Source organism: uncultured Rummeliibacillus sp. (genome assembly GCF_934216135.1).
Taxonomy (GTDB): Bacteria; Bacillota; Bacilli; order Bacillales_A; family Planococcaceae; genus Rummeliibacillus.
The window spans coordinates 1-19,551 of sequence record NZ_CAKQBI010000011.1 but is presented as its reverse complement, the minus strand read 5'-3'; the positions used below and the strand labels follow the sequence as shown (position 1 = coordinate 19,551).

The following is a 19,551-nucleotide window of genomic DNA, read 5'->3' as shown; positions in this document are numbered from 1 at the left end:
GATGCTCACCCCAATTTTGCTTGATATCGACTAACTCCACAAAGTTCCTCTTCAAATTTGGTACCTGCTAGCGTAATAATTTCTACCGTTTTTCCAGTTTGCGGAGAATGTATCATCTTCCCATCTCCGAAGTAAAGCCCTACATGGCGAACGGGCGCTTTCCCAAAGTCATCTGCAAAAAACAGTAAATCTCCAACTTGCCATTCTTCCTGGTTTTCTTTATCAACTGCTTGACCTGCTTCTTTTTGCTCTCCTGCATCACGTGGAATAATAATGCCACATGCTTTCAACATGTTATATGTAAAACCAGAGCAATCGTATCCATAAGATGACATTCCCGCCCATAGGTAAGGCAAATCTAAGAATGCTAATCCTTTAGCAACCGCTTGATCGATTGTTGTTGGATTTCCTGTTGTACTACTTGTTGTGATCTCCACACCCTTTTTTGCTAAAAGAGCTTTCCCATTCGGAGTATCGACATGATAGTATTTTGAACATTCATCTCGTAATGGCAAGATTGTATTAAATGGCAAAACTATTAATGGGTTTTCATCTTCACTCCATAATTGAACTTTATCAGCGGTAACTATTACATAGTTTTTAATTTTGTTTGTACCGCCTTCTTTTAACTGGGTTACTGGAACCCAGCCTGGATAACCTCTGTTATCTTTTTTAGATGGTTGATGAATTGCCACAATTTTAGCCCAATCATTTACTATTTCATCAACAATTACTTCTTCCCCAAAAAGCAATTGTGTTTGAATACGATTCGCATTACATAAATCTACTCGTTCCTTATATGGCAATGCCTCAAGCCACTTTACAAGATGTACCGGATTTTCAACACCTGGTGCGTCGATATCTCTAACAGAAGATGCAGAAGTCCAAACTGTTGCTACTGGTACTGCACAACGCCAAATATTACTTGAAGCTGTCATTTAAAGTCCCCCTTTGCACAAGTTTATTCACCCTTTTAATACCTAAACCAGGTGCAGGATTAAATGTTATTTTGGAATCTATATATTGTATACCGCCATCTAGTAAATCCTCTTTTAACATTAGCGGTGCATCAAAATCATAATAGACAATATTCGATTGACTTGCAGCGAAATGAGCGGCTGCACCAACACCTAATTTTGTTTCAATCATACTACCAGTCATACATTTCATATCATGACTAGCTGCTAAAGTGGCAATCTTCAACGCGTGATAGATTCCTCCAGCTTTCATTAACTTTATATTGATCAAGTCTGCGGCTCTCATCTCAATCACTCGTTTAGCATCGTATACACTAAAGACACTTTCATCCGCCATAATAGGGATTAAAGTATGATTTGTTACAAACTTTAATCCTTCCAAATCATGTGCCAATACTGGTTGTTCGATAAATTCTATATTCAATTGTTCTTGTTCCATTTGCTTAATAGCTTGCACTGCTTCTTTTGGCGTCCACCCTTGGTTAGCATCTAAACGAAGTTTGATGTCTGGTCCAACTGCTTCACGAATTGCTTTAATCCGTTTTATATCATCGGAAATTTCGCCAATTCCCACTTTAACCTTTAAAATTTGAAAACCATCATTTACATAATTTACTGCATCACTTGCCATTTCAGATGGCTCATTTACACTAACGGTATAATCCGTTGTTAACTCTGATTTCGCTCCACCTAAATATTGATATAGTGGCAGTCCAGCATATTGTGCCAATAAATCATATAAAGCCATGTCGACTGCAGCTTTTGCACTTGTATTACGTACCATTGAACGATGAAGCTCTTGAAAAAGCTGTTCATGATAGTGTAAATCTCTTCCTATCAATAAAGGTTTCATCACTTCTTCAATCGTAAATCGAATACTTGCTAAAGATTCTCCAGTAATCACATGAGTGGGTGGCGCTTCCCCAAATCCTTCTCTTCCATCTTGCGTTTGAATACGAACATAAATTGCATCTGCTACAGTAACAGTTCGGAGTGCAGTTTTAAACGCTTTTTTTAACGGTACTGCTACTTGAAATGTCTCAATTGAACGAATGATCATTGTTCCTCACCTCATTTTGTTATTTGACACCTGGTTGTATTGTGATCGTTTTTTCATCCGCGTCTAAGAATGCATTGGCCCCTAAAGGAACAGCAAAATGTGGTTGGCAATGACCAATCTTGACATCCTTCACAATTGGAATTGAAAGATTTCCAAAATAATGTTCGAATACTTCATCTAATGTTAGTGATACTTTGCGTTTTTGGGGTTCTGCATGGCTAAAATCAGCGATAATAATACCTGCCACATCATCAAATTTATGAGCTTGACGAAGCTGATTTAGCATACAATCTACTCTGTATGGCTCTTCATCGACATCTTCAATTATTAAAATCTTACCTTTTGTATTCACTTCAAATTTTGTACCAATACCATTTGATAATAGACTCAGGTTGCCCCCTACTAACTCACCTTGGCATTGTCCTGGATGAAAGGTCTCGATTGATGCAAAGGATTCATCGTATTGAAGAACTGTTGGCTCGAACAATTGCTCGAACATTTTCGCTGATTTCTCCTGAAAAGTATCTTTGCCGACATCTGATGCTAACATCGGTCCATGAAATGTCACGAAACCAGCATACCTTTCAATGGCTGTATGTAAAAAAGTAATATCTGAATATCCCCAAAAGACTTTTGGATTATGTGCGATTAAATCAAAGTTAATACGATCCGTATAGCGTGCAGCTCCATAACCACCACAAGCACAAATAATTCCCGCTATATTCGGATCTGCAAACATTTGATGTAAATCATCTAACCGTTCGTCATCCGTTCCTGCTAAATATCCATATACTGAATTCACCGATTCTCCCATTTTATAATTAAGTCCTAAGGCTTCTATGAATTGTAATGATTTATGTAAACTTTTTTGATCTGGAGGACTTGAAGGTGCAATAATTCCAATTGTATCGCCACGTTTTAATCTGTTTGGTCGTTTTTTCAAAATACCTCTCCCTTTCTTTCAACTTATATTTAAGGAAGAAATTGCAGTGTCATAGAATGACACTGCAATTCTATTATTTTTTATCTGCCCATTTAAGTTCTAAATAACCAACAGGGTGACGAACAACACCTGTTACAGACGGTTTTTGTAGCGCTAATTGGTTGTAGAAGTAAAGTGGAACAATTGGCGCTTCATCGATTAAGATTTTTTCTGCATCTTGAAGCATTTTCCAACGTTTCTCATTATCTGTTTCTTTTTTAGAATCTGCGATTAATTTATCAAATTCTTTATTAGACCAGGCTGTGCGGTTCATCGTGGAGTCTGTTACAAAACTTTCAATTGCATTTACCGGGTCAGCATAGTCAAATAAGAATGATGAACGTGATAATTGGTGTTTCAATTCTTTTTGTTCAGTCATAAATACAGCAGGTTCAACATTTTTTAGCTTGATATCTACACCAAGATTCTCTTTGAATTGGCTTTGAAGAGCTTCTGCAATTTTTTTGTTATCTGGGCTTGTAGAATACGTTAATGTAACTGCTGGAATCTTAGACCAACCTTCTTCTTTCAAACCTTCTTTCAGTAATTTTTTTGCTTCCTCTTTGTTGAAAGTGATTAAATCACCAGTTACTTCACGGAAATCTTCACCTTTTGCATTCGTTAAACCATAACTTACAAATCCGTGAGCAGCTTTTTGACCTTGTTTAGTTACATAGTCAACAATATTTTGTTGATCTACAGCCATAGCAAATGCCTTACGAACTTTTTGATTGGTGAAAGGTTTTTTATCAACATTGAAACGGTAGAATGCAATACCCGCTTGATCTTGATTTGTTAGCTCTTTGTTATCTTTTAACTGTTCAGCGAGTTCTGATGGCACTGTTGAAATATCGAGCTCATCTGATTGATACATTTGATATTCAGTGCTCGAATCATTAACCATTGCCCATTCAACTTTATCTAACTTCACAGTATCCTTATCCCAATATTGATCGTTCTTTGCAAAAACCATTTTAGAATCGTGATCCCATGATTCTAATTTAAATGGACCGTTTGCAACGAATGAATCTGCTTCTGTAAACCATTTTGGATTTTCAGTTGCTACCTTTTCGTTCACTGGGAAGAAACTTGGATTTGAAACAATGTTCAAGAACGCTTCAGTAGGCGCATTTAGTTTTACTACAAATGTCTTATCATCTTTTGCCTCAATTGCAATGTCTTCTGGTTTGCCTTTTCCAGTATTGTAGCTTTCTGCTCCATCAATTACATAAGCTAAAAACGCTGCTGGAGATGCAGTCTTTGGATCTAGCATATGTTTCCAACCATATACAAAGTCGCCTGCAGTTACGTTATCACCATTTGACCATTTCGCATTATCACGAAGTGTAAAAGTATAAGTTAAACCATCATCTGAAACGTCAATTTTTTCAGCCATAGCTGGTTCTGGTTCATTTTTATCGTTTAATCGTACAAGACCTTCCATTAAGTTATTCAATGGAGCCCACGATACCGCATCAAAAGCAACTGAAGGATCAAAAGAAGACGGTTCAACTCCGTTATTTAAACGTAATACCTTTTCTTCTTTCTTTCCTCCATCTTTAGATGTGTCATCTTTTCCTGCATCTTTGCTTGCTGTACAAGCTGCTAGTACAAGCGTTAAAAGTGCCATTAATACTAGCGGAAGCCATTTTTTTCTCATACATTTCCCCTCTTTCCCCTTTTATATTTATGTGAAGCACTGAGTGCCTATCACCTATTTACTGAATAATCCCTTGGCTCTTTCATCTTGCAGCCAGCAATCCGTATAATGACTAGTCGTTAAATAGGAGGTTTCTGGTTGTACATAGTCACATACCTCCATTGCAAAAGGACATCTTGTTGCAAATGCACATCCTTTTGGTGGAGCAAATAAGTCTGGCGGTGTACCCTCGATTGGTTCTAATTCTTCCTCTAACAAATCTAAACGTGGAACCGAATTAAGTAACCCTTTTGTATATGGGTGTGTTGGGTTATAGAAAATTTCACGTTTCATACCTATTTCGATAATCTTACCTGCATACATCACAGCTATTCGATCTGCTATTTTCGCAACAACACCTAAGTCATGCGTGATTAAGATAATGGAAACACCTGTTTTTTCTTGAATTTCTTCGAATAACTCGAGAATTTGTGCTTGAATCGTGACATCTAATGCAGTTGTCGGTTCATCAGCTATTAATAACAAAGGCTCGCATATAAGAGCAATTGCAATAACAATCCTTTGCCTCATACCACCTGAAAATTGATGAGGGTATTGTTTTAAGCGTTCTTCTGGGTTCGGTATCCCCACAAGATTCAATATCTCAATAGCCTTTTTATTTGCTTCGATTTTGCTAATCGATTTATGGGTTCTAAGACCGTCCGTTAGCTGTTCTCCAACTGTCAGAGTGGGGTTTAGAGCCGTCATAGGATCCTGGAAAATCATCGAAATATCTACACCTTGAACTTTCCTCAGGGCATTTTTATTTAATTTTGTTAAATCTTTTCCTTTAAAAAAAATGCGTCCATTCGATATTTTACCGGGGGGTTGTGGGATTAGCCCCATAATTGCGTTTGATGTTACACTTTTCCCACACCCTGATTCACCAACAATTGCTAATGTCTCCCCTTCATATAAATCGAATGTAACACCACGTACAGCATGAACTTCTCCACCATACGTTTTAAAGGTCACATGCAAATCTTGGACTTCCAACATTTTCTTTCCAACTTTTGTGGAGAGATTTTGAAGTTGTTGTTCATCGTAGTTTACTTTACTTGTCATCCCTCTCACCCCCTAAGCTTAGGATCAAGTGCATCTTGCAAACCATCACCTAAAACATTGAATGCAAACATCGTTATTGCTATAAATAATGCAGGGAAAAACAACCTCCACCAATCCCCTGATAAGATAACCGGTAGTGCATCATTTGCCATCACGCCCCAACTTGCATATGGTGCTTGGATTCCTAACCCTAAAAAGCTTAAGAATGCCTCTGAGAAGATAGCACTTGGCACGGTTAAAGTCATTTGAACAATGATAGGTCCCATTGTATTTGGCAGGAGATTTTTTCGAATAATTCTAGACGTCCCTGCACCAAAAGATTTTGAAGCTGTAACAAACTCATAGTTTTTGATTTGCAATACTTGTCCTCGTACAATCCGAGCCATACCTACCCATCCTGTAATCGTTAAAGCCACGATTATTGTCGTTAAACTAGGTTCCATGACAACCAACAGTAAGATAACTACTAACAAATGCGGTAAACCGTATAAGATTTCAATGATTCGCATCATAACTAAATCGACTTTACCGCCTTTGTATCCGCTAATACCACCATAAATAATGCCAATTGTCACATCGATGATTGCTGCCATTAAACCTACAAACAGCGAAATACGAGCTCCATACCATGTTCTTGTAAATACATCGCGGCCTAATTCATCGGTACCAAACCAATGTTGCATCGAAGGAGCTTTGTTTTGATTTGGTAAATCAGTACCTGTTACCGAATGTGGTGAAAGCATCGGTATTAAAATAGCAGCAACCCCTAAGAATATTAAAAAGAACAAGCCTATCATCGCTAATTTATTTTTCTGTAATCTTCTCCAAGCATCTGCCCAATAAGAAAGTGATGGTCGAACAACTGTCTCTACTTTTTCAAGACCTTTTTCTTTTGGTTTGAACCATTCATCTTTTACTTCAACTTTATGGATATTCGTCATGATGCGTCACCTTCTTTTTTATGCAATTTGATACGTGGATCTAGAATGCCATAAACAATATCTACTAGAAATAACATAACGACTAGAAAAGTACTATAGAATACGGTTGTCCCCATAATGACGGGATAGTCACGGTTGTTAATACTTTCAACGAAATATTTCCCCATACCTGGTATAGCGAATATCTTTTCTATGACAAATGTTCCTGTCAAAATACTAGCTAGCATTGTACCCATAATCGTAACGACAGGCATCATCGCATTTCTCAATGCATAGCGGATGATGATTTTCCATGGTTTAAGTCCTTTAGCTTTTGCCATTTTAATATAATCCTGTGTCAAGACCTCAAGCATACTTGCCCTCGTCAACCTTGCAATAATTGCCATTGGTCCTGTGGCTAAGGCTAGAGTTGGTAGCACCATATGCATCGGACTTTGCCAAGTTGCCGCCGGAAACCACCCTAGTTCTCCAGCGAAAACTTTTATTACTAATGTTGCTAAGATAAAGTTTGGTAAGGAAATCCCAACAACCGCAAACGTCATCGCTAAATAGTCAACCACACCATTATGTCTTAGTGCGGCAAGCGTTCCTAGAATGACACCCGAAATAACCGCAACTAATATTGTCACCATGCCCAGTTCAAACGAAATCGGAAATCCTCTACTGATCAAACTATTTACAGTCTCATTTGGCTTTTTAATAGAAGGTCCAAAATCAAATGTTATGATTGATTTTAAATAACTTACATACTGCGAGGAAAGCGGTTGATCCAACTTGTAAAACTTCTCCAAATTCTCTTGAATCGCTGGATTTGTTGTACGATCGCTATCCAATGGTGATCCTGGAATGGCATGCATTAAAAAGAACGTTAAAGTAGCAATGATTAAAATCGTCACAATCATCATCAAAAAGCGCTGGATAATATATTTCACCATAGAAATCTCCCCCTTTGTGTGTGCTCTTAGATGTCTTTAACAGTAGCGTGCTTGGAAAGCAAGCTCAGCCATTACTAACATTGCACGATAAGCTTCGAGAATATCCTTTGCTTTAAATTCAACGATTGTAGTCCCTTCAATAATTCTGGTTCCTGGCATTAAAGCAGCCCACTCTGCCTGACCATAATTCGTAAATTCAATTTTTAATACTGGCTTATCTGGTGGTGTTAATGGTTTAATGTCATCTTTTTTAACAATTGCTTCAGCTACTTTTTCAGCAACTAATTCTCTTGCCTTTTTAGGATGGAGTGTTTTTACACAAGAGCGTGAAATGGTTTCCTTCACGGCTGCTGTTACTACACCTGGTACAAGTGCTTCTATTTCACGACATGCACAATCATCACCTGCTAAAAAAATGACAGGTACCCCATAATACCCTGCCACATATGCATTGAAGCCAATTTCTCCTATTTCTACATCGTTTATAAAGATTGTTCGAAAACTAAATGTCATTGAATGACTCATTACCCCTGGCATACCTGCGCGTGCATGATATCCAGCAAATAAGACACCGTCAAAACTTGAGTCAACATTATGTACCATCGAAAATTGCTTAAAATCTCCGGATATTAGAGTTGCTTCTTCATGCAACTCTTCTACTAATAAATTGTTCATCTTAGAGTGACTATCATTCACCAATACTTCAGTAGCTCCATTTTTAAATGCAGATTCAATAATTGCATTCGCCTCTTGCGTCATGATTCTTCTGGAATTTTCATAGTTTCGCTCTGATGATGTGACAAAAGTATAATCAGGTAACCCCGTAATACCCTCCATATCTACTGAAAGAAAATATTTCATTAATCTCTCCCCCTATCAATCTTGCTGTCCTTATTGCTAGATTAACAAAAATATTTAGAATATTCAATTATTTATACGTAAGAAAATATGACATTACTTTATTTTTACATAAAATACAATAAATAATCCTTTTGCAAAATAAAAAATCCAATTCTCATATGAAAATTGGATTTTATTTTGTACGCTACTCTACTCCAGGAAGAATAGCTAAGTCTTTGTTTTCTGCATCTAATAGGACATCTACGCCTAACGGAATTCCTACATTCGGTTCGCAATGACCAATCTTAAAACCGCTCACGGCTGGAATATTTAAATCTTTAAAGTAGGATTCAAATAGCTCGTCTAAACTTGGCGAATCTTCGTATTCTCTTGGATGTATTTCAGTAAATTCGCCAATAACAATACCTTTTACTTGTTCGAATTTACGTGCTTGTCTCAATTGGTTCAACAATCCGTCGATTTGAGCTGGCTCTAAACCGATATCTTCAATTAGTAGAATCTTCCCGGCAGTGTCAATTTCAAATTTTGTTCCTAAACTATTCGCGATTAATGTTAGGTTTCCACCTGTTATCTCACCCCGAGCTGCTCCGCCACAAATTGTTGTAAGTGGTGAAATACTTTCATCGTAGTGAATTTCTGCAGGTTGGAATAATTGTTCAAACATATGCTTTGTACGTTCCGTTACATTTTCGCGGCCAATACTTGATAAGGTAGGACCATGGAAAGTGACAATATCAGAAAACATACCGATTGCAGTATGCAAAAATGTGATATCAGAAAAGCCCCAGAAAATTTTAGGATTTTCTTCTAATAGTAAATAATCAATCTTATCAGCTATTCTTGCAGCACCGAAGCCTGCACTTGCACAAAAAATTGCTTTAATAGTTGGATCTTCAATCATTTCTTGTAAATCTTGTGCACGCTCTTGATCGGTACCCGCTAAATAGTGATTATGTAGCTGAACGGTATTACCTAACACATAATGCAATCCTAATTCATCTAAAAAATCTAAAGCTTTCGTTAATCTTTCTATATTTGGAGGACTAGAAGGTGCAATAATTCCTACAGTATCCCCTTTGTGTAATCGTGGTGGACGTCTTTTCATATTCAAAACTCCTATGATAGTTTATATAACTACCCTCTACTTTACCAAATTTCCGGTTAAAAAAGCGAATAGATGCCATTATCATGGCAGAATTTAAGATAAGTCAATCATCCATTTTTTATAGCTAATTTAACCGATGTTTCAATCTTTTCTTTAAAGATTCCTGTTTCATTTACAGCCAATAATTCTTCCCTTAAATGATCTTCAAATAGTTGAGCACGCTCTCCTAAAAATCGTTTACTGCCATAGGATGTTGAATAGATATTGCCAATGATCGAATCGACTGTCCATATTTGATCATAAGTTGGCATTTGATATACTTCTAAATCAAAAGGTGATTTTTCTATCACTTCTTGATGGCTTATTGTTGGATGTGAATATGTAGTATTTCCTGCTCTTCTTTCTTCACCATACCACTGTTGAACTACTTCATTAACTTTCTCTTGCCAAGGTAGGACTACTTTGTTTGGCGAATAATTATCGATGATTGCTACACCGCCATTTAAAGAAACCATGTCATATAATGTTTCAAGTACGACTGTACGATCCATCCAGTGAAATGCTTTTGCAATTGTGACCAATCTAAAGGGTTCTTTATAATTTTCTCGATAGCTATCTATGTCTCCATTAAACCAATTCATATTCTCAGCTCTTAATTCTGTAGTTAACCTTTTTGCTTCCTGAATCATTTCGAGGTCTAGATCTATTCCAACAATTTGTTCAAACCAATCAGAGAATCTAAGCGCTAATTGACCTGTACCACAACCTAAATCCAGCATTTTCCCATTACCATCTAAAGAAAATCTCTTAACTAAGAATCTTATTAAAGAAGCTGGATATAACGGTCTATACTTCGAATAATATTTTGCTGCTCCTTTAAATAAATCTTGTCCATAGCTTTTCATTTAAATTCCCCACTTTTTAATTATTAACTTCTTCGTATTGCTAATATTATCCACTTTCTTATGTATATAGTAAAACCTTATTTTCAAAAAAATAGGAGCCCTATGTGATGGAGCTCCTTAATAATTTCAAGATAATATGCTATATTTACATTTCTAAAGAATTTGCCTCCGAATCATCCTCAAATTGAACATCAGTTTTAAAAATTGGTATTTTGACATTTAAACCATTCTTATTGTTAAATTCAATCCATTTCTGTTTTTCACGCTCTACAGCCCTATTCTGCCATTCTAACCAACCACACTCCGCGCAATGGCTTTCTACATAACTGTTTCCATGTGTATCTTTGTGATGATAAAGTGTATTCGCTTTGCAATTGTAACAATAAATAATTTTATGTTCTGTTCGCATATACATACTGGCAACCTCCTATATTCATGGTCTACTAAAACCAGAATTTACAAATTGCCATTACTTTATACAATCAATAGTTTTTAATAATTTATTACATTATATAAGATGATTCTTATTAAATTTTAATATTAGATGTTAAACTAAAGAAAATACTAAGAATCGAGTACAGCTCTAAATTCTAACAGATAATCATTCAGGACAATTATCTCTTTACTAGAAAGAAGGATACCATGTTACAAGTAAATGTAGAGAATACAAGTTTAATATTAGAAGGAGGTACTTTTCGGACGCTTTTCTCTGGTGGTGTGTTAGATGCTTTTTTAGATCACCAGATTATGATGCCTTATATTGTTGGGATTTCGGCAGGAGCCATTAATGCATCTGCTTATGTTTCTCAACAAAAAGAACGTATGGTATACACATTATTAAATTATCGTCATGACAAACGTTATATGGGCATGCGTAATTTTTTTACTGAACGAAGCTTATTTGGTTTAGAATTTGGATACGATACAATTCCAAATGAACTCTATCCATTCGATTGGGATACCTATCAACAATACAACGGTCAATTATTATTCGGTGTAACCAATGCCCATACAGGACAAGTTGAATATAAAGACGCTCTAGAAATGGATAGAAAATGTATGATGCTCCGAGCTACATGTGCTATTCCTGTACTCTTTCCAGAGATTAAGTTAGATGGCATCCCTTACTATGATGGAGGACTAGCCGAACCAATTCCCATTCGCCATACCGTCGATGAAGGTTTTAAAAAGCATGTTATTATCCTAACTCGCCCAAAAGGTTATCGTAAAAAGCTAGATCGTCAAAGCAAAATTGCGATGAAACTTCTCAAAAAACGCTATCCTGCTATCGTCAAAAGTATGGAAACACGCGTCGACCATTATAATGAATCATTAGACTACTGCGAACAACTAGAAGCAGAAGGAAAAGCATTTATCTTCCGTCCTACAACTGCACTTCATAGCTTTGAAAAAGATCTAAATCAAATTCGCACAAATTATCAAATGGGATATGAACAAGCTGCAGAACAAATGACAGAATTAAGGACATTTTTGCAAATCTGATATATTTGTACAAAAATATCATTGTAGAAATAAGCAATCTATGGCAATCTAAAAAGGAAAAGTACACTAATTGGAGGAAAGTACATGGAACGAATCCCAAATTGTCCACAATGTCAATCGACCTACACATATGAAGATGGAGCATTATTTGTTTGCCCAGAATGTGCACACGAATGGACAGCTCACGAACAACAAGTTGCCGAAGAAGCAAGCATTATTCGCGATAGTGTGGGCAATCCTTTATCAGAAGGAGACACCGTTACCGTTGTAAAAGATTTAAACGTCAAAGGTGCAACATCGAATATCAAAATAGGAACAAAAGTTAAAAATATCCGATTTGTTGATGTAGATGGTCATGACTTAGAAGGAAAAGCCGATGGATTTGGCGCCCTTTATATACGTTCTAAATATGTAAAAAAACTATAATTTGCTATAAAACAATTTTTAAAGTCCCAGAAAAGCATTTATAAAGAATCTTTGAGTATTCTTTATAGATGCTTTTTTATGTTCTTTAATTTGTTAAATAAATATATTTAACAGGTATTTAAACATCTATATCGAATTCATTCATTAATATCAAATCCTAAGCAAAATTTAGGTCGGGGGTGTTTTTTATATGAAAATACGAGAGGCAACCATTCATGATGCAAAAGGAATCGCAAAAGTTCATGTAGATAGCTGGAGAACTACTTATAAAGGAATTATTCCAGATGACTTTTTAAACAATTTATCATATGAGCAAAGAACTGAACTATGGATACATAATATTGAACGAAAAGACAACTTTCTATTAGTAGCAGAGAATACTAAAGGGGAAATTATTGGCTTTGCAGATTTCTGGAAAAGAGACACGAATACAATACCCAATTCAAGTGACTTAACATCCATCTATTTACTTGAAGAATATCAAGGAAAAGGTATAGGAAGGAAATTACTAGAACGACTGTTTCTAAAGATTAAACAATTAGGCTATCAAAGCATTTTTGTCGAAGTATTAGCCGAGAACAAAACACGCTATTTTTATGAATATTATGGTGCAAAGCTTTACAAAACAGTTCAAGTCAAAATAGGTGGGAAAATACTCGATGAAATAGTATATATATGGGATGACGTTGACAAAGTTTTAGAAAAGCTAAAGAACTAATAATGGGTTAGTAACCTTTAATGGGGGATACATCATGAAAATTATTCGAAAATATTGGCTGTTATTAGTTGGTTTAGGTTTTTCTAATTTAGGAAACTGGATTTACCTTGTAGCGCTTAATTTATTTGTATGGCATTTAACAAAATCTCCTGCAGCAATGGCAGGAATCTTTGTTGTAGGACCCACAGCAAGAGTATTAACAAACTTGGTGGCAGGCTCTTTTATTGATCGTATGAATAAACGTAGATTAATGATTATAACAGATATATTACGAGGGCTTATCGTTTTTTGTATGCCATTTATGGACTTTATCTGGCTCATCTATACATTCGTATTTTTAACAAATATTGCGAGTAGTTTCTTTGGACCAAGTAGTACATTTTATATTACAAAATTTGTATATTTTGAAGACAGGCAACGATTCAACGCTTTACTTGGCACATTTAATTCCGGTGCCTTTTTAGTAGGACCAGCAATCGCAGGTCTCCTCATCATGCTTTTTAATACAACTGTGACAATTTGGTTTAATAGTTTTACATTCTTAATCTGTGCAATGACCATTTTCTTTCTCCCCAATATAGAGGGTGGTGAAGGTGATTTACAGCCACGTGTTACTTGGCAAATGTTCAAAAATGATTACATAACAGTAGTTTCTTTCATCAGAAAAAAACAATTATTTATATCGATTTATTTTCTATATCAATCTTCGTTAATGATTGCATTTGCTCTTGATTCTCAAGAAGCAACATTCATGAAGCAGGACTTAGCACTTTCAGATAGCTTATACGGAACATTTGTAAGTATTGCTGGAGCAGGAGCTATTTTAGGGGGAATTGTAGCAGCAAGCTTATCCAAAAAATTGTCTTCTCTTTCCTATTTGGCTTTTGGCATGATCCTTACCATGCTTTTTTATACAGCTTTCTATGCATCAACGATAAGTTTATGGGCGCTTATAAATTTTATTTTACTTGGCTTTTTTATGGCATTTAGTAACACAGGTTACGAAACACTTTATCAACAAAGTGTGCCAACCGAATTGATGGGTCGTTTTGGTAGTATCGCAAACATTTTTCAAAGTATCTTACAAATATTATTTACAATATTACTAGGTCTCTTTGCAGAATGGTTTACCCTTCAAACAACCGCAATTACTTTCGGTATAATAAGTATCTTACTTGCAGGAGTATTATTCTATATTCTGTATTCTCAAAAGCACCAATTAAAGCTAGAGCAAGAAGTCTTATAATGAAAGATTTCTTTTTAAAAGATATGATTTGCAGGAATACTCCTAAAGATGCAGACTCTTCTAATTTAAAATTAAAAGATGCTTAGAAATATTGTTATATCAATATTTCTGAGCATCATTAAACTCTCCCCTATTCAACTTACTTTCCTTTCTTCACCTGATTCAGTAAGTCAGGAAAGTTCGTGAACATTCCTGTCACACCCCAGTCAATTAGCTGCTGCATTCTTTCTTTAGTATTTACTGTATATGGATGAACTTCAAGACCACTGTTAACTACTTTTTGTATATATTCTTTATTTAAATACGTGTGGTTAGGACCTATTCCAATTGCATATTCTTTTATCTTTGTGATTTCATCATCTGTTATAACTGCATTTCCTTTATAAGATAACAATTGAATAAGTTTTAATGATGGATCCAATTCATGCATTATTTTCAGACTATCTGCACTAAAGGATTGCACCAGTAATTTCTTCTTGTTGATATTGTACTTATTTATAAGACGTAAAAGTTCTTCTTCCATCCCAGGGTATATGTTAGGGGATTTCGTTTCAATATAATAACTAGCATTTTTTCCAAATTTCAAGAAAATCTCTTCAAGAGTAGGTACCTTTAACCCTACATATTCTGGCTTAGCATACTGTGGATATGCTTCATTAAACCAGCTTCCAGCATCCAAATGTTTAATCTCATCTAAAGTATGGTCTTTTACAAGGCCTATCCCATCTGTTGTCCGATCCAACTTTTCATCATGCATAGCAATTAATTGGCCATCCTTGGTCATCTGTAAATCAATCTCAATATAATCACCATGCAGTTTTTCTCCCATTTGATATGAAGTAATTGTATGCTCTGGAGCATATCCAGAAGCACCTCGATGTGCAACGTTTTCCACATACTTATATTTTTCTTTAGCCATAGCTGTTTCTCCATTTGTTGCAAAGCTCGCTACTATTACAAAAGCACCCAGAACAGATAACCATTTTCTTTTCAATTCCAACATCTCCTCTATTAATAGACTTCTAGTCAATAATAGCAGGAGAATATTAATCTCTTTTAATAGGATTGTAAATTTTGATAATTGATTAGTGCCATAATTGAATTACAGATAGTGAATTTACAAATTTAACTTTTAAAGTTCAAAATAATTTATAATATATTGAAAGCGTAACTGAAGTATATTAAAGAAAATGATCTATATTAGTTCATTGAAAGAAATTTATTGCCATGGATTAAACAAAACTAAAAGGCTAAGGTGATACCAACATGGAAGTAGCTAAAAAGATCAAAGCAGTAGTTTTTGATTTAGATGGAACTCTATTAAATTCAAGAAAAGAGGTAACTGAAAGAAGCAAAAAAGCTATTTTGCAGATTCATAAGAAAGGAATTACTGTTATATTTGCTACAGCTAGAGCTCCACGTTCAGTTAAAGTATTTCTCCCCCAAGAACTGCGAGAAATATCAACTATTGTCTATTATAATGGGGCTTTAATAATTGACGAAGCTAAAGGTTACAAAGAGCATTATCCAATTGAGTCGGCTATAGTAGAGGAAATAATAACATTTCTATCTGATCGTCCTTCTGAAACCAGCCTCTCCATCGAGTCTGAAGATATATGGTATAGCAACAAGTCCAAAGATTATAGCAAGGCTATGAATGCAGTCATAAATCCAATAATCCTCCCTCTGGATGAATTAAAAAAGAAAAGTGCATCGAAAATATTAATCACCCATTATCCTGACTATGAAAAATTTAAAAAACAATTTGAACAAAAAGTAAATGCCGTCTGTACTGATGCAGGAACCCTAATTCAAATTATGGCAAAAGACGTTTCTAAAGAAAGAGCAGTTTTAAACCTTTGTGTTCGATTGAATATCTCATTAAGTAATGTAATGGTCTTCGGTGACGATTGGAATGACTTAGGATTATTTAATTCATGTGGCTTTCCAATTGCTATGGAAAATGCAATACCTGAACTAAAAGAAAGAGCATACTTTGTGACTAGATCTAATAACGAAGATGGTGTAGCTCAAGTAATAGAAAGGTTATAAGTTTAGGTAAAATATATTTTAACATCAAATTAGAATGGATAAATTAACAGAAAGAAAAGAAACTAATCTGATCAGAAATGCTAGATTACTCATTCATTTCTATTAGCTCGTAATAGGAATTTAACAGAGTAGACTTAAAGAAATTCAGTAAATATTTTCGATATTATAGTGGCAGTACAATTCCAATCGTTTTCATCGTAACATCTACACACAAAAAAAGATTCTTATTCTCTCTCCCTAGAGAATAAGAATCTTTTAGTAACAATTTTATCCGCGGTGATGGTTGTCATCAAAAGAATACGATACATCTACACTTCGCGCTTATTAGACCAAACTAATGCATGTAATTGTGGCAATGCACGAACAGTGTTCATTTCTGGATCTTTGATGACTTTCTCCCATAACCATTCGAGTGATTTTAATAGTCTTGGATAAATATCACCTGTTTCATTTGGATTGGGATTGCCAACTGATAAAAAGAACTCAGCATCTGGATAACGTTTGTGAATCTTTTTTGCAAATAGAAAGTCATTGTCATCAAAAACAACTACTTTCAAGCTAAGTAGATCTAGAGGAAGCCGGCTAATGATTTCATCTAATATAATTAAATCCGTCTCCATGCCACTGCTAGGTGGTTTTGGAGAAATAGTAAGATCATCAACAAATCCAAACCAATCTTGCCATCTTGAACCTTGTGTTTCTATCCCCACCTTAATATTATCCTTTCGCAATAATTGGATAAATTCAGCCATTGGTTTTCCAATAAGAGCAGGATTCCCACCGCTAATAGTAACGTACTGAAAATTGTTTCCCACTATTTCTTTTAATTCATCATAAATTTCTTCTGCATCTAATAAACGAATTCGATCTTTTTCAGACCCATCCCATGTAAAAGCAGAGTCACACCAATGACAGCGATAATCACACCCCGCTGTCCGAACAAACATTGTCTTTTGCCCAATTGCTCTTCCTTCTCCTTGCATGGTTGGACCAAAAATTTCAATTACCGGGATCTTCATGCCTTCTCTTCTCTTTTCGGACGATAAATACAATACGATGTCGGTGTTTCTCTAACAATTACTTGTAAACATTTCGGCTTATTTGGTAAGGTTACCAAATGAGTCTCTACTAACTGATATATTTGCCTAGAAACTTCCTCCGTTGATGGAGCTCTCTTCTTATATTCAGGGAAGTCATTTAATAGTTGATGATCATATTTATCATGAACGATTTTTTTCAAATCACTAAAGTTCACAAGCATGCCCATTTCATCTAACTGTTCACCTGCTATCGTAAGGTTAACAAAATAGGTATGCCCGTGAGTGAAAGCACACTTTCCAGCTCTTTCATCTGGAATAAAATGAGCCGCAGCAAAATGCATATCTTTATTTAATTCAAATGGATATGGATGAGAAGGCGGTTGCGGATAAAATTGTTGAAGCATAAAATCAAATCCTTTCTAGATTATTTTATTTTTAATCACTACTAAACAAATAAACTGTATCTAAAAATTTGAAAGGTTCTTCTTTCCAAAAAGAAAACAGTACCACTAAGAAAGCAGTACTGTTTCCTAGTTTTTTTAGAGAGGGTATGCTAGAACCTCTATATTTTCATTTGATTAAATTATAGCACAAATAGTAGTTACCTAGAAACAATGTAATTTAATTCCTAAAAAATAATAATCAGCATTTATTCACCCGATGTATCAGATGCTACTGCTACGGTAGCAATAGTAGTAGTCGCTATCATCGCCTGTTCAGCTTGCATTAGCATTTCTAAATTGTTCACCACGCTCATATCAAAGGATTCCTCTAAATTTGCAAGTTCAGGAAGGACCTTTTGCAAAGCAGTACTGAATGCCAAACTTTTATACCATCGGAATAACTTCATCTTTGTTACTTCTTCGTAAAGAGCTGTGAGTTGATCAATATGCTCTGTTTTTGCACCTGCTATAGCTAAAAAACCGAGTAAAGGATAATGTTCCTTCTTCAATTTAACATTTCGCTGTATGAGGTCACTACGGATTTGAACAATATAAGGTACCATGTGTTCTTGATAATCAGGACTGTTAATGGTCATAATTTGAGAAAGCCATTGCAAATGATTTCCTAATGAAAAATTATTATTTCGTAGTTCTGTATAATAACGATTCATCGTTTTTGCACGGAGTTCAGGTTCTTCTTCATTGTTACTTAGTAATACTGAATACGCCATATCTTCATGCGATGTTAAGAAAGGGTGGCGTTTACGAATATCATCATACAATCTTTTTGCATTCTCAGCATGTATTTGCTTTTGTTCCAAATCTTCTGTTAAAAAAAGAGCTGAAATATAGCTATATACAGATCGTTTGAAATTCGCCTGCTTTAGAATCTCCTCGTTCTTGATTAATTCACTTACTGATTGTTGTGGCTCTTTTTTTCCATCTAGCAACATTGCAACACTATAAAGAAGGTTGCTACTACTACGTAAAGTAGAAAACCAGCTTGTTTGTTTTTTTATTTCATCAATGACTGTTTCAAATGATGCATAAGAAAAGGTTTTCCCCATCGCACTATAATGACTTGCCAACATTAATAAAATTCGTTTATCAACCGTCCAACTTAAATAGTTAGTGATTTTATCATAATTTATCTGCAACAACTCAATATACGCCTTATTTTCCATTAGCTTCACTCTTCTCTTCTTATTTTTAGAATTTCATGAATGATAACGGTAGTATCTTTATACCTTCTAAGTTTTTCTACGAGTTAAATGGGTATGAGGTTTCACAAATACATGAACTGAGCAATAAAACTATAAAAAGTATTGCACGATCTCAAAGTTTTTATCATGCCAGGATTTAATCTCATTTTTACTACTATTCAATAACTTAGTAATACTGTATTCATTATCTAATTTCAGCTCCGAATAGTCCTATTCCCACTATTCTATTGGAAAATTTCTTGATACTTACTATATTAAATTTATTTTATCCATAATTAAACAGGGTGTTTATAGGAGAGTATAAAATATTTTGTGTAAATAGAAATTTTAATAGAAAAAGGAAGACCTTTTCTTGATAGAATAAAGTCAC

Annotated in this window: 20 protein-coding genes; 5 read left to right on the top strand and 15 right to left on the bottom strand. The window is 35.1% G+C overall.

Features of this window, described 5'->3' with window-relative positions:
- Positions 1-5: 5 nt before the first annotated feature.
- The 11 genes from Q0977_RS09015 to Q0977_RS08965 form a co-directional block, all read right to left on the bottom strand.
- Positions 6-938 carry a C40 family peptidase gene (locus tag Q0977_RS09015; RefSeq protein ID WP_299512818.1) on the bottom strand — a complete coding sequence of 311 codons (933 nt, stop codon included), beginning with the start codon at positions 936-938 and terminating at the stop codon, positions 6-8.
- The gene (locus Q0977_RS09010; protein WP_299512815.1) at positions 922-2,037 is read right to left on the bottom strand and encodes a mandelate racemase/muconate lactonizing enzyme family protein; all 1,116 of its coding nucleotides are present in this window, start codon (positions 2,035-2,037) and stop codon (positions 922-924) included. The genes Q0977_RS09015 and Q0977_RS09010 overlap by 17 nt, the downstream gene beginning before the upstream one ends.
- 19 nt (positions 2,038-2,056) lie before the next feature.
- Positions 2,057-2,980, bottom strand: coding sequence for an LD-carboxypeptidase (locus tag Q0977_RS09005; RefSeq protein ID WP_299512813.1), 924 nt, complete (start codon positions 2,978-2,980; stop codon positions 2,057-2,059).
- Between the two features lie 73 nt (positions 2,981-3,053).
- Positions 3,054-4,679, bottom strand: a complete 1,626-nt coding sequence (locus Q0977_RS09000) for a peptide ABC transporter substrate-binding protein (protein WP_299512810.1) — start codon at positions 4,677-4,679, stop codon at positions 3,054-3,056.
- 54 nt (positions 4,680-4,733) lie between these two features.
- The gene (locus Q0977_RS08995) at positions 4,734-5,783 is read right to left on the bottom strand and encodes an ABC transporter ATP-binding protein (RefSeq protein ID WP_299512807.1); all 1,050 of its coding nucleotides are present in this window, start codon (positions 5,781-5,783) and stop codon (positions 4,734-4,736) included.
- Between the two features lie 5 nt (positions 5,784-5,788).
- A complete protein-coding gene (locus tag Q0977_RS08990; protein ID WP_119414524.1) occupies positions 5,789-6,724 on the bottom strand; it encodes an ABC transporter permease in 936 nt (311 codons plus the stop codon).
- Complete coding sequence (locus Q0977_RS08985) at positions 6,721-7,659, bottom strand: ABC transporter permease (protein WP_119414523.1); 939 nt, start codon at positions 7,657-7,659, stop codon at positions 6,721-6,723. The genes Q0977_RS08990 and Q0977_RS08985 overlap by 4 nt, the downstream gene beginning before the upstream one ends.
- Before the next feature lie 36 nt (positions 7,660-7,695).
- Positions 7,696-8,520: a M55 family metallopeptidase gene (locus tag Q0977_RS08980; protein WP_119414522.1), complete on the bottom strand. Its 825-nt coding sequence runs from the start codon at positions 8,518-8,520 to the stop codon at positions 7,696-7,698.
- Between the two features lie 184 nt (positions 8,521-8,704).
- Entirely contained in the window at positions 8,705-9,625 is a 921-nt protein-coding gene (locus Q0977_RS08975; RefSeq protein ID WP_299512801.1) for an LD-carboxypeptidase, read from the bottom strand.
- Between the two features lie 107 nt (positions 9,626-9,732).
- Positions 9,733-10,530, bottom strand: a complete 798-nt coding sequence (locus tag Q0977_RS08970) for a trans-aconitate 2-methyltransferase (protein ID WP_299512798.1) — start codon at positions 10,528-10,530, stop codon at positions 9,733-9,735.
- A 145-nt stretch (positions 10,531-10,675) separates the two neighbouring features.
- Positions 10,676-10,945: a hypothetical protein gene (locus tag Q0977_RS08965; protein ID WP_299512795.1), complete on the bottom strand. Its 270-nt coding sequence runs from the start codon at positions 10,943-10,945 to the stop codon at positions 10,676-10,678.
- Positions 10,946-11,172: 227 nt separating this feature from the next.
- Here Q0977_RS08965 and Q0977_RS08960 point away from each other — a divergent pair, with 227 nt between their 5' ends.
- The 4 genes from Q0977_RS08960 to Q0977_RS08945 all read left to right on the top strand — a co-directional run bounded on the left by Q0977_RS08960 (position 11,173) and on the right by Q0977_RS08945 (position 14,423).
- Positions 11,173-12,033 (top strand): patatin family protein, encoded by an 861-nt coding sequence (locus tag Q0977_RS08960; protein ID WP_299512792.1) that lies wholly within the window; start codon positions 11,173-11,175, stop codon positions 12,031-12,033.
- A gap of 84 nt (positions 12,034-12,117) precedes the next feature.
- Complete coding sequence (locus Q0977_RS08955; RefSeq protein WP_119414515.1) at positions 12,118-12,459, top strand: zinc ribbon domain-containing protein YjdM; 342 nt, start codon at positions 12,118-12,120, stop codon at positions 12,457-12,459.
- A 190-nt stretch (positions 12,460-12,649) separates the two neighbouring features.
- Positions 12,650-13,177: a GNAT family N-acetyltransferase gene (locus Q0977_RS08950; RefSeq protein WP_299512783.1), complete on the top strand. Its 528-nt coding sequence runs from the start codon at positions 12,650-12,652 to the stop codon at positions 13,175-13,177.
- Between the two features lie 34 nt (positions 13,178-13,211).
- A complete protein-coding gene (locus Q0977_RS08945; protein WP_299512780.1) occupies positions 13,212-14,423 on the top strand; it encodes an MFS transporter in 1,212 nt (403 codons plus the stop codon).
- 139 nt (positions 14,424-14,562) lie between these two features.
- Here Q0977_RS08945 and Q0977_RS08940 read toward each other — a convergent pair whose 3' ends face one another.
- Positions 14,563-15,417, bottom strand: a complete 855-nt coding sequence (locus tag Q0977_RS08940; protein WP_299512777.1) for a glycerophosphodiester phosphodiesterase — start codon at positions 15,415-15,417, stop codon at positions 14,563-14,565.
- 272 nt (positions 15,418-15,689) lie between these two features.
- Here Q0977_RS08940 and Q0977_RS08935 point away from each other — a divergent pair, with 272 nt between their 5' ends.
- On the top strand, positions 15,690-16,475 hold the full coding sequence (locus Q0977_RS08935; RefSeq protein WP_299512774.1) for an HAD family hydrolase: 786 nt from the start codon (positions 15,690-15,692) through the stop codon (positions 16,473-16,475).
- Between the two features lie 308 nt (positions 16,476-16,783).
- Here Q0977_RS08935 and queE read toward each other — a convergent pair whose 3' ends face one another.
- The 3 genes from queE to Q0977_RS08920 all read right to left on the bottom strand — a co-directional run bounded on the left by queE (position 16,784) and on the right by Q0977_RS08920 (position 19,142).
- On the bottom strand, positions 16,784-17,494 hold the full coding sequence (queE, locus tag Q0977_RS08930) for a 7-carboxy-7-deazaguanine synthase QueE (protein ID WP_299512771.1): 711 nt from the start codon (positions 17,492-17,494) through the stop codon (positions 16,784-16,786).
- Entirely contained in the window at positions 17,491-17,919 is a 429-nt protein-coding gene (queD, locus tag Q0977_RS08925; RefSeq protein WP_299512768.1) for a 6-carboxytetrahydropterin synthase QueD, read from the bottom strand. Before queD ends, queE begins: the two co-directional genes overlap by 4 nt.
- Before the next feature lie 245 nt (positions 17,920-18,164).
- On the bottom strand, positions 18,165-19,142 hold the full coding sequence (locus Q0977_RS08920) for a DUF4003 family protein (protein ID WP_299512765.1): 978 nt from the start codon (positions 19,140-19,142) through the stop codon (positions 18,165-18,167).
- Between the last annotated feature and the right edge of the window lie 409 nt (positions 19,143-19,551).

Excerpts from the sequence above, each read along its gene's own strand:
- Q0977_RS09015 (WP_299512818.1), bottom strand. The coding sequence starts at position 938 with ATGACAGCTTCAAGTAATATTTGGCGTTGTGCAGTACCAGTAGCAACA.
- Q0977_RS08965 (WP_299512795.1), bottom strand. The coding sequence starts at position 10,945 with ATGTATATGCGAACAGAACATAAAATTATTTATTGTTACAATTGCAAA.
- Q0977_RS08985 (WP_119414523.1), bottom strand. The coding sequence starts at position 7,659 with ATGGTGAAATATATTATCCAGCGCTTTTTGATGATGATTGTGACGATT.
- Q0977_RS08955 (WP_119414515.1), top strand. The coding sequence starts at position 12,118 with ATGGAACGAATCCCAAATTGTCCACAATGTCAATCGACCTACACATAT.
- Q0977_RS08975 (WP_299512801.1), bottom strand. The coding sequence starts at position 9,625 with ATGAAAAGACGTCCACCACGATTACACAAAGGGGATACTGTAGGAATT.
- Q0977_RS08920 (WP_299512765.1), bottom strand. The coding sequence starts at position 19,142 with ATGGAAAATAAGGCGTATATTGAGTTGTTGCAGATAAATTATGATAAA.
- Q0977_RS08950 (WP_299512783.1), top strand. The coding sequence starts at position 12,650 with ATGAAAATACGAGAGGCAACCATTCATGATGCAAAAGGAATCGCAAAA.
- Q0977_RS08935 (WP_299512774.1), top strand. The coding sequence starts at position 15,690 with ATGGAAGTAGCTAAAAAGATCAAAGCAGTAGTTTTTGATTTAGATGGA.
- Q0977_RS09010 (WP_299512815.1), bottom strand. The coding sequence starts at position 2,037 with ATGATCATTCGTTCAATTGAGACATTTCAAGTAGCAGTACCGTTAAAA.
- Q0977_RS08990 (WP_119414524.1), bottom strand. The coding sequence starts at position 6,724 with ATGACGAATATCCATAAAGTTGAAGTAAAAGATGAATGGTTCAAACCA.
- Q0977_RS08945 (WP_299512780.1), top strand. The coding sequence starts at position 13,212 with ATGAAAATTATTCGAAAATATTGGCTGTTATTAGTTGGTTTAGGTTTT.
- Q0977_RS08960 (WP_299512792.1), top strand. The coding sequence starts at position 11,173 with ATGTTACAAGTAAATGTAGAGAATACAAGTTTAATATTAGAAGGAGGT.
- Q0977_RS09000 (WP_299512810.1), bottom strand. The coding sequence starts at position 4,679 with ATGAGAAAAAAATGGCTTCCGCTAGTATTAATGGCACTTTTAACGCTT.
- Q0977_RS08995 (WP_299512807.1), bottom strand. The coding sequence starts at position 5,783 with ATGACAAGTAAAGTAAACTACGATGAACAACAACTTCAAAATCTCTCC.
- Q0977_RS08980 (WP_119414522.1), bottom strand. The coding sequence starts at position 8,520 with ATGAAATATTTTCTTTCAGTAGATATGGAGGGTATTACGGGGTTACCT.
- queD (WP_299512768.1), bottom strand. The coding sequence starts at position 17,919 with ATGCTTCAACAATTTTATCCGCAACCGCCTTCTCATCCATATCCATTT.
- queE (WP_299512771.1), bottom strand. The coding sequence starts at position 17,494 with ATGAAGATCCCGGTAATTGAAATTTTTGGTCCAACCATGCAAGGAGAA.
- Q0977_RS08970 (WP_299512798.1), bottom strand. The coding sequence starts at position 10,530 with ATGAAAAGCTATGGACAAGATTTATTTAAAGGAGCAGCAAAATATTAT.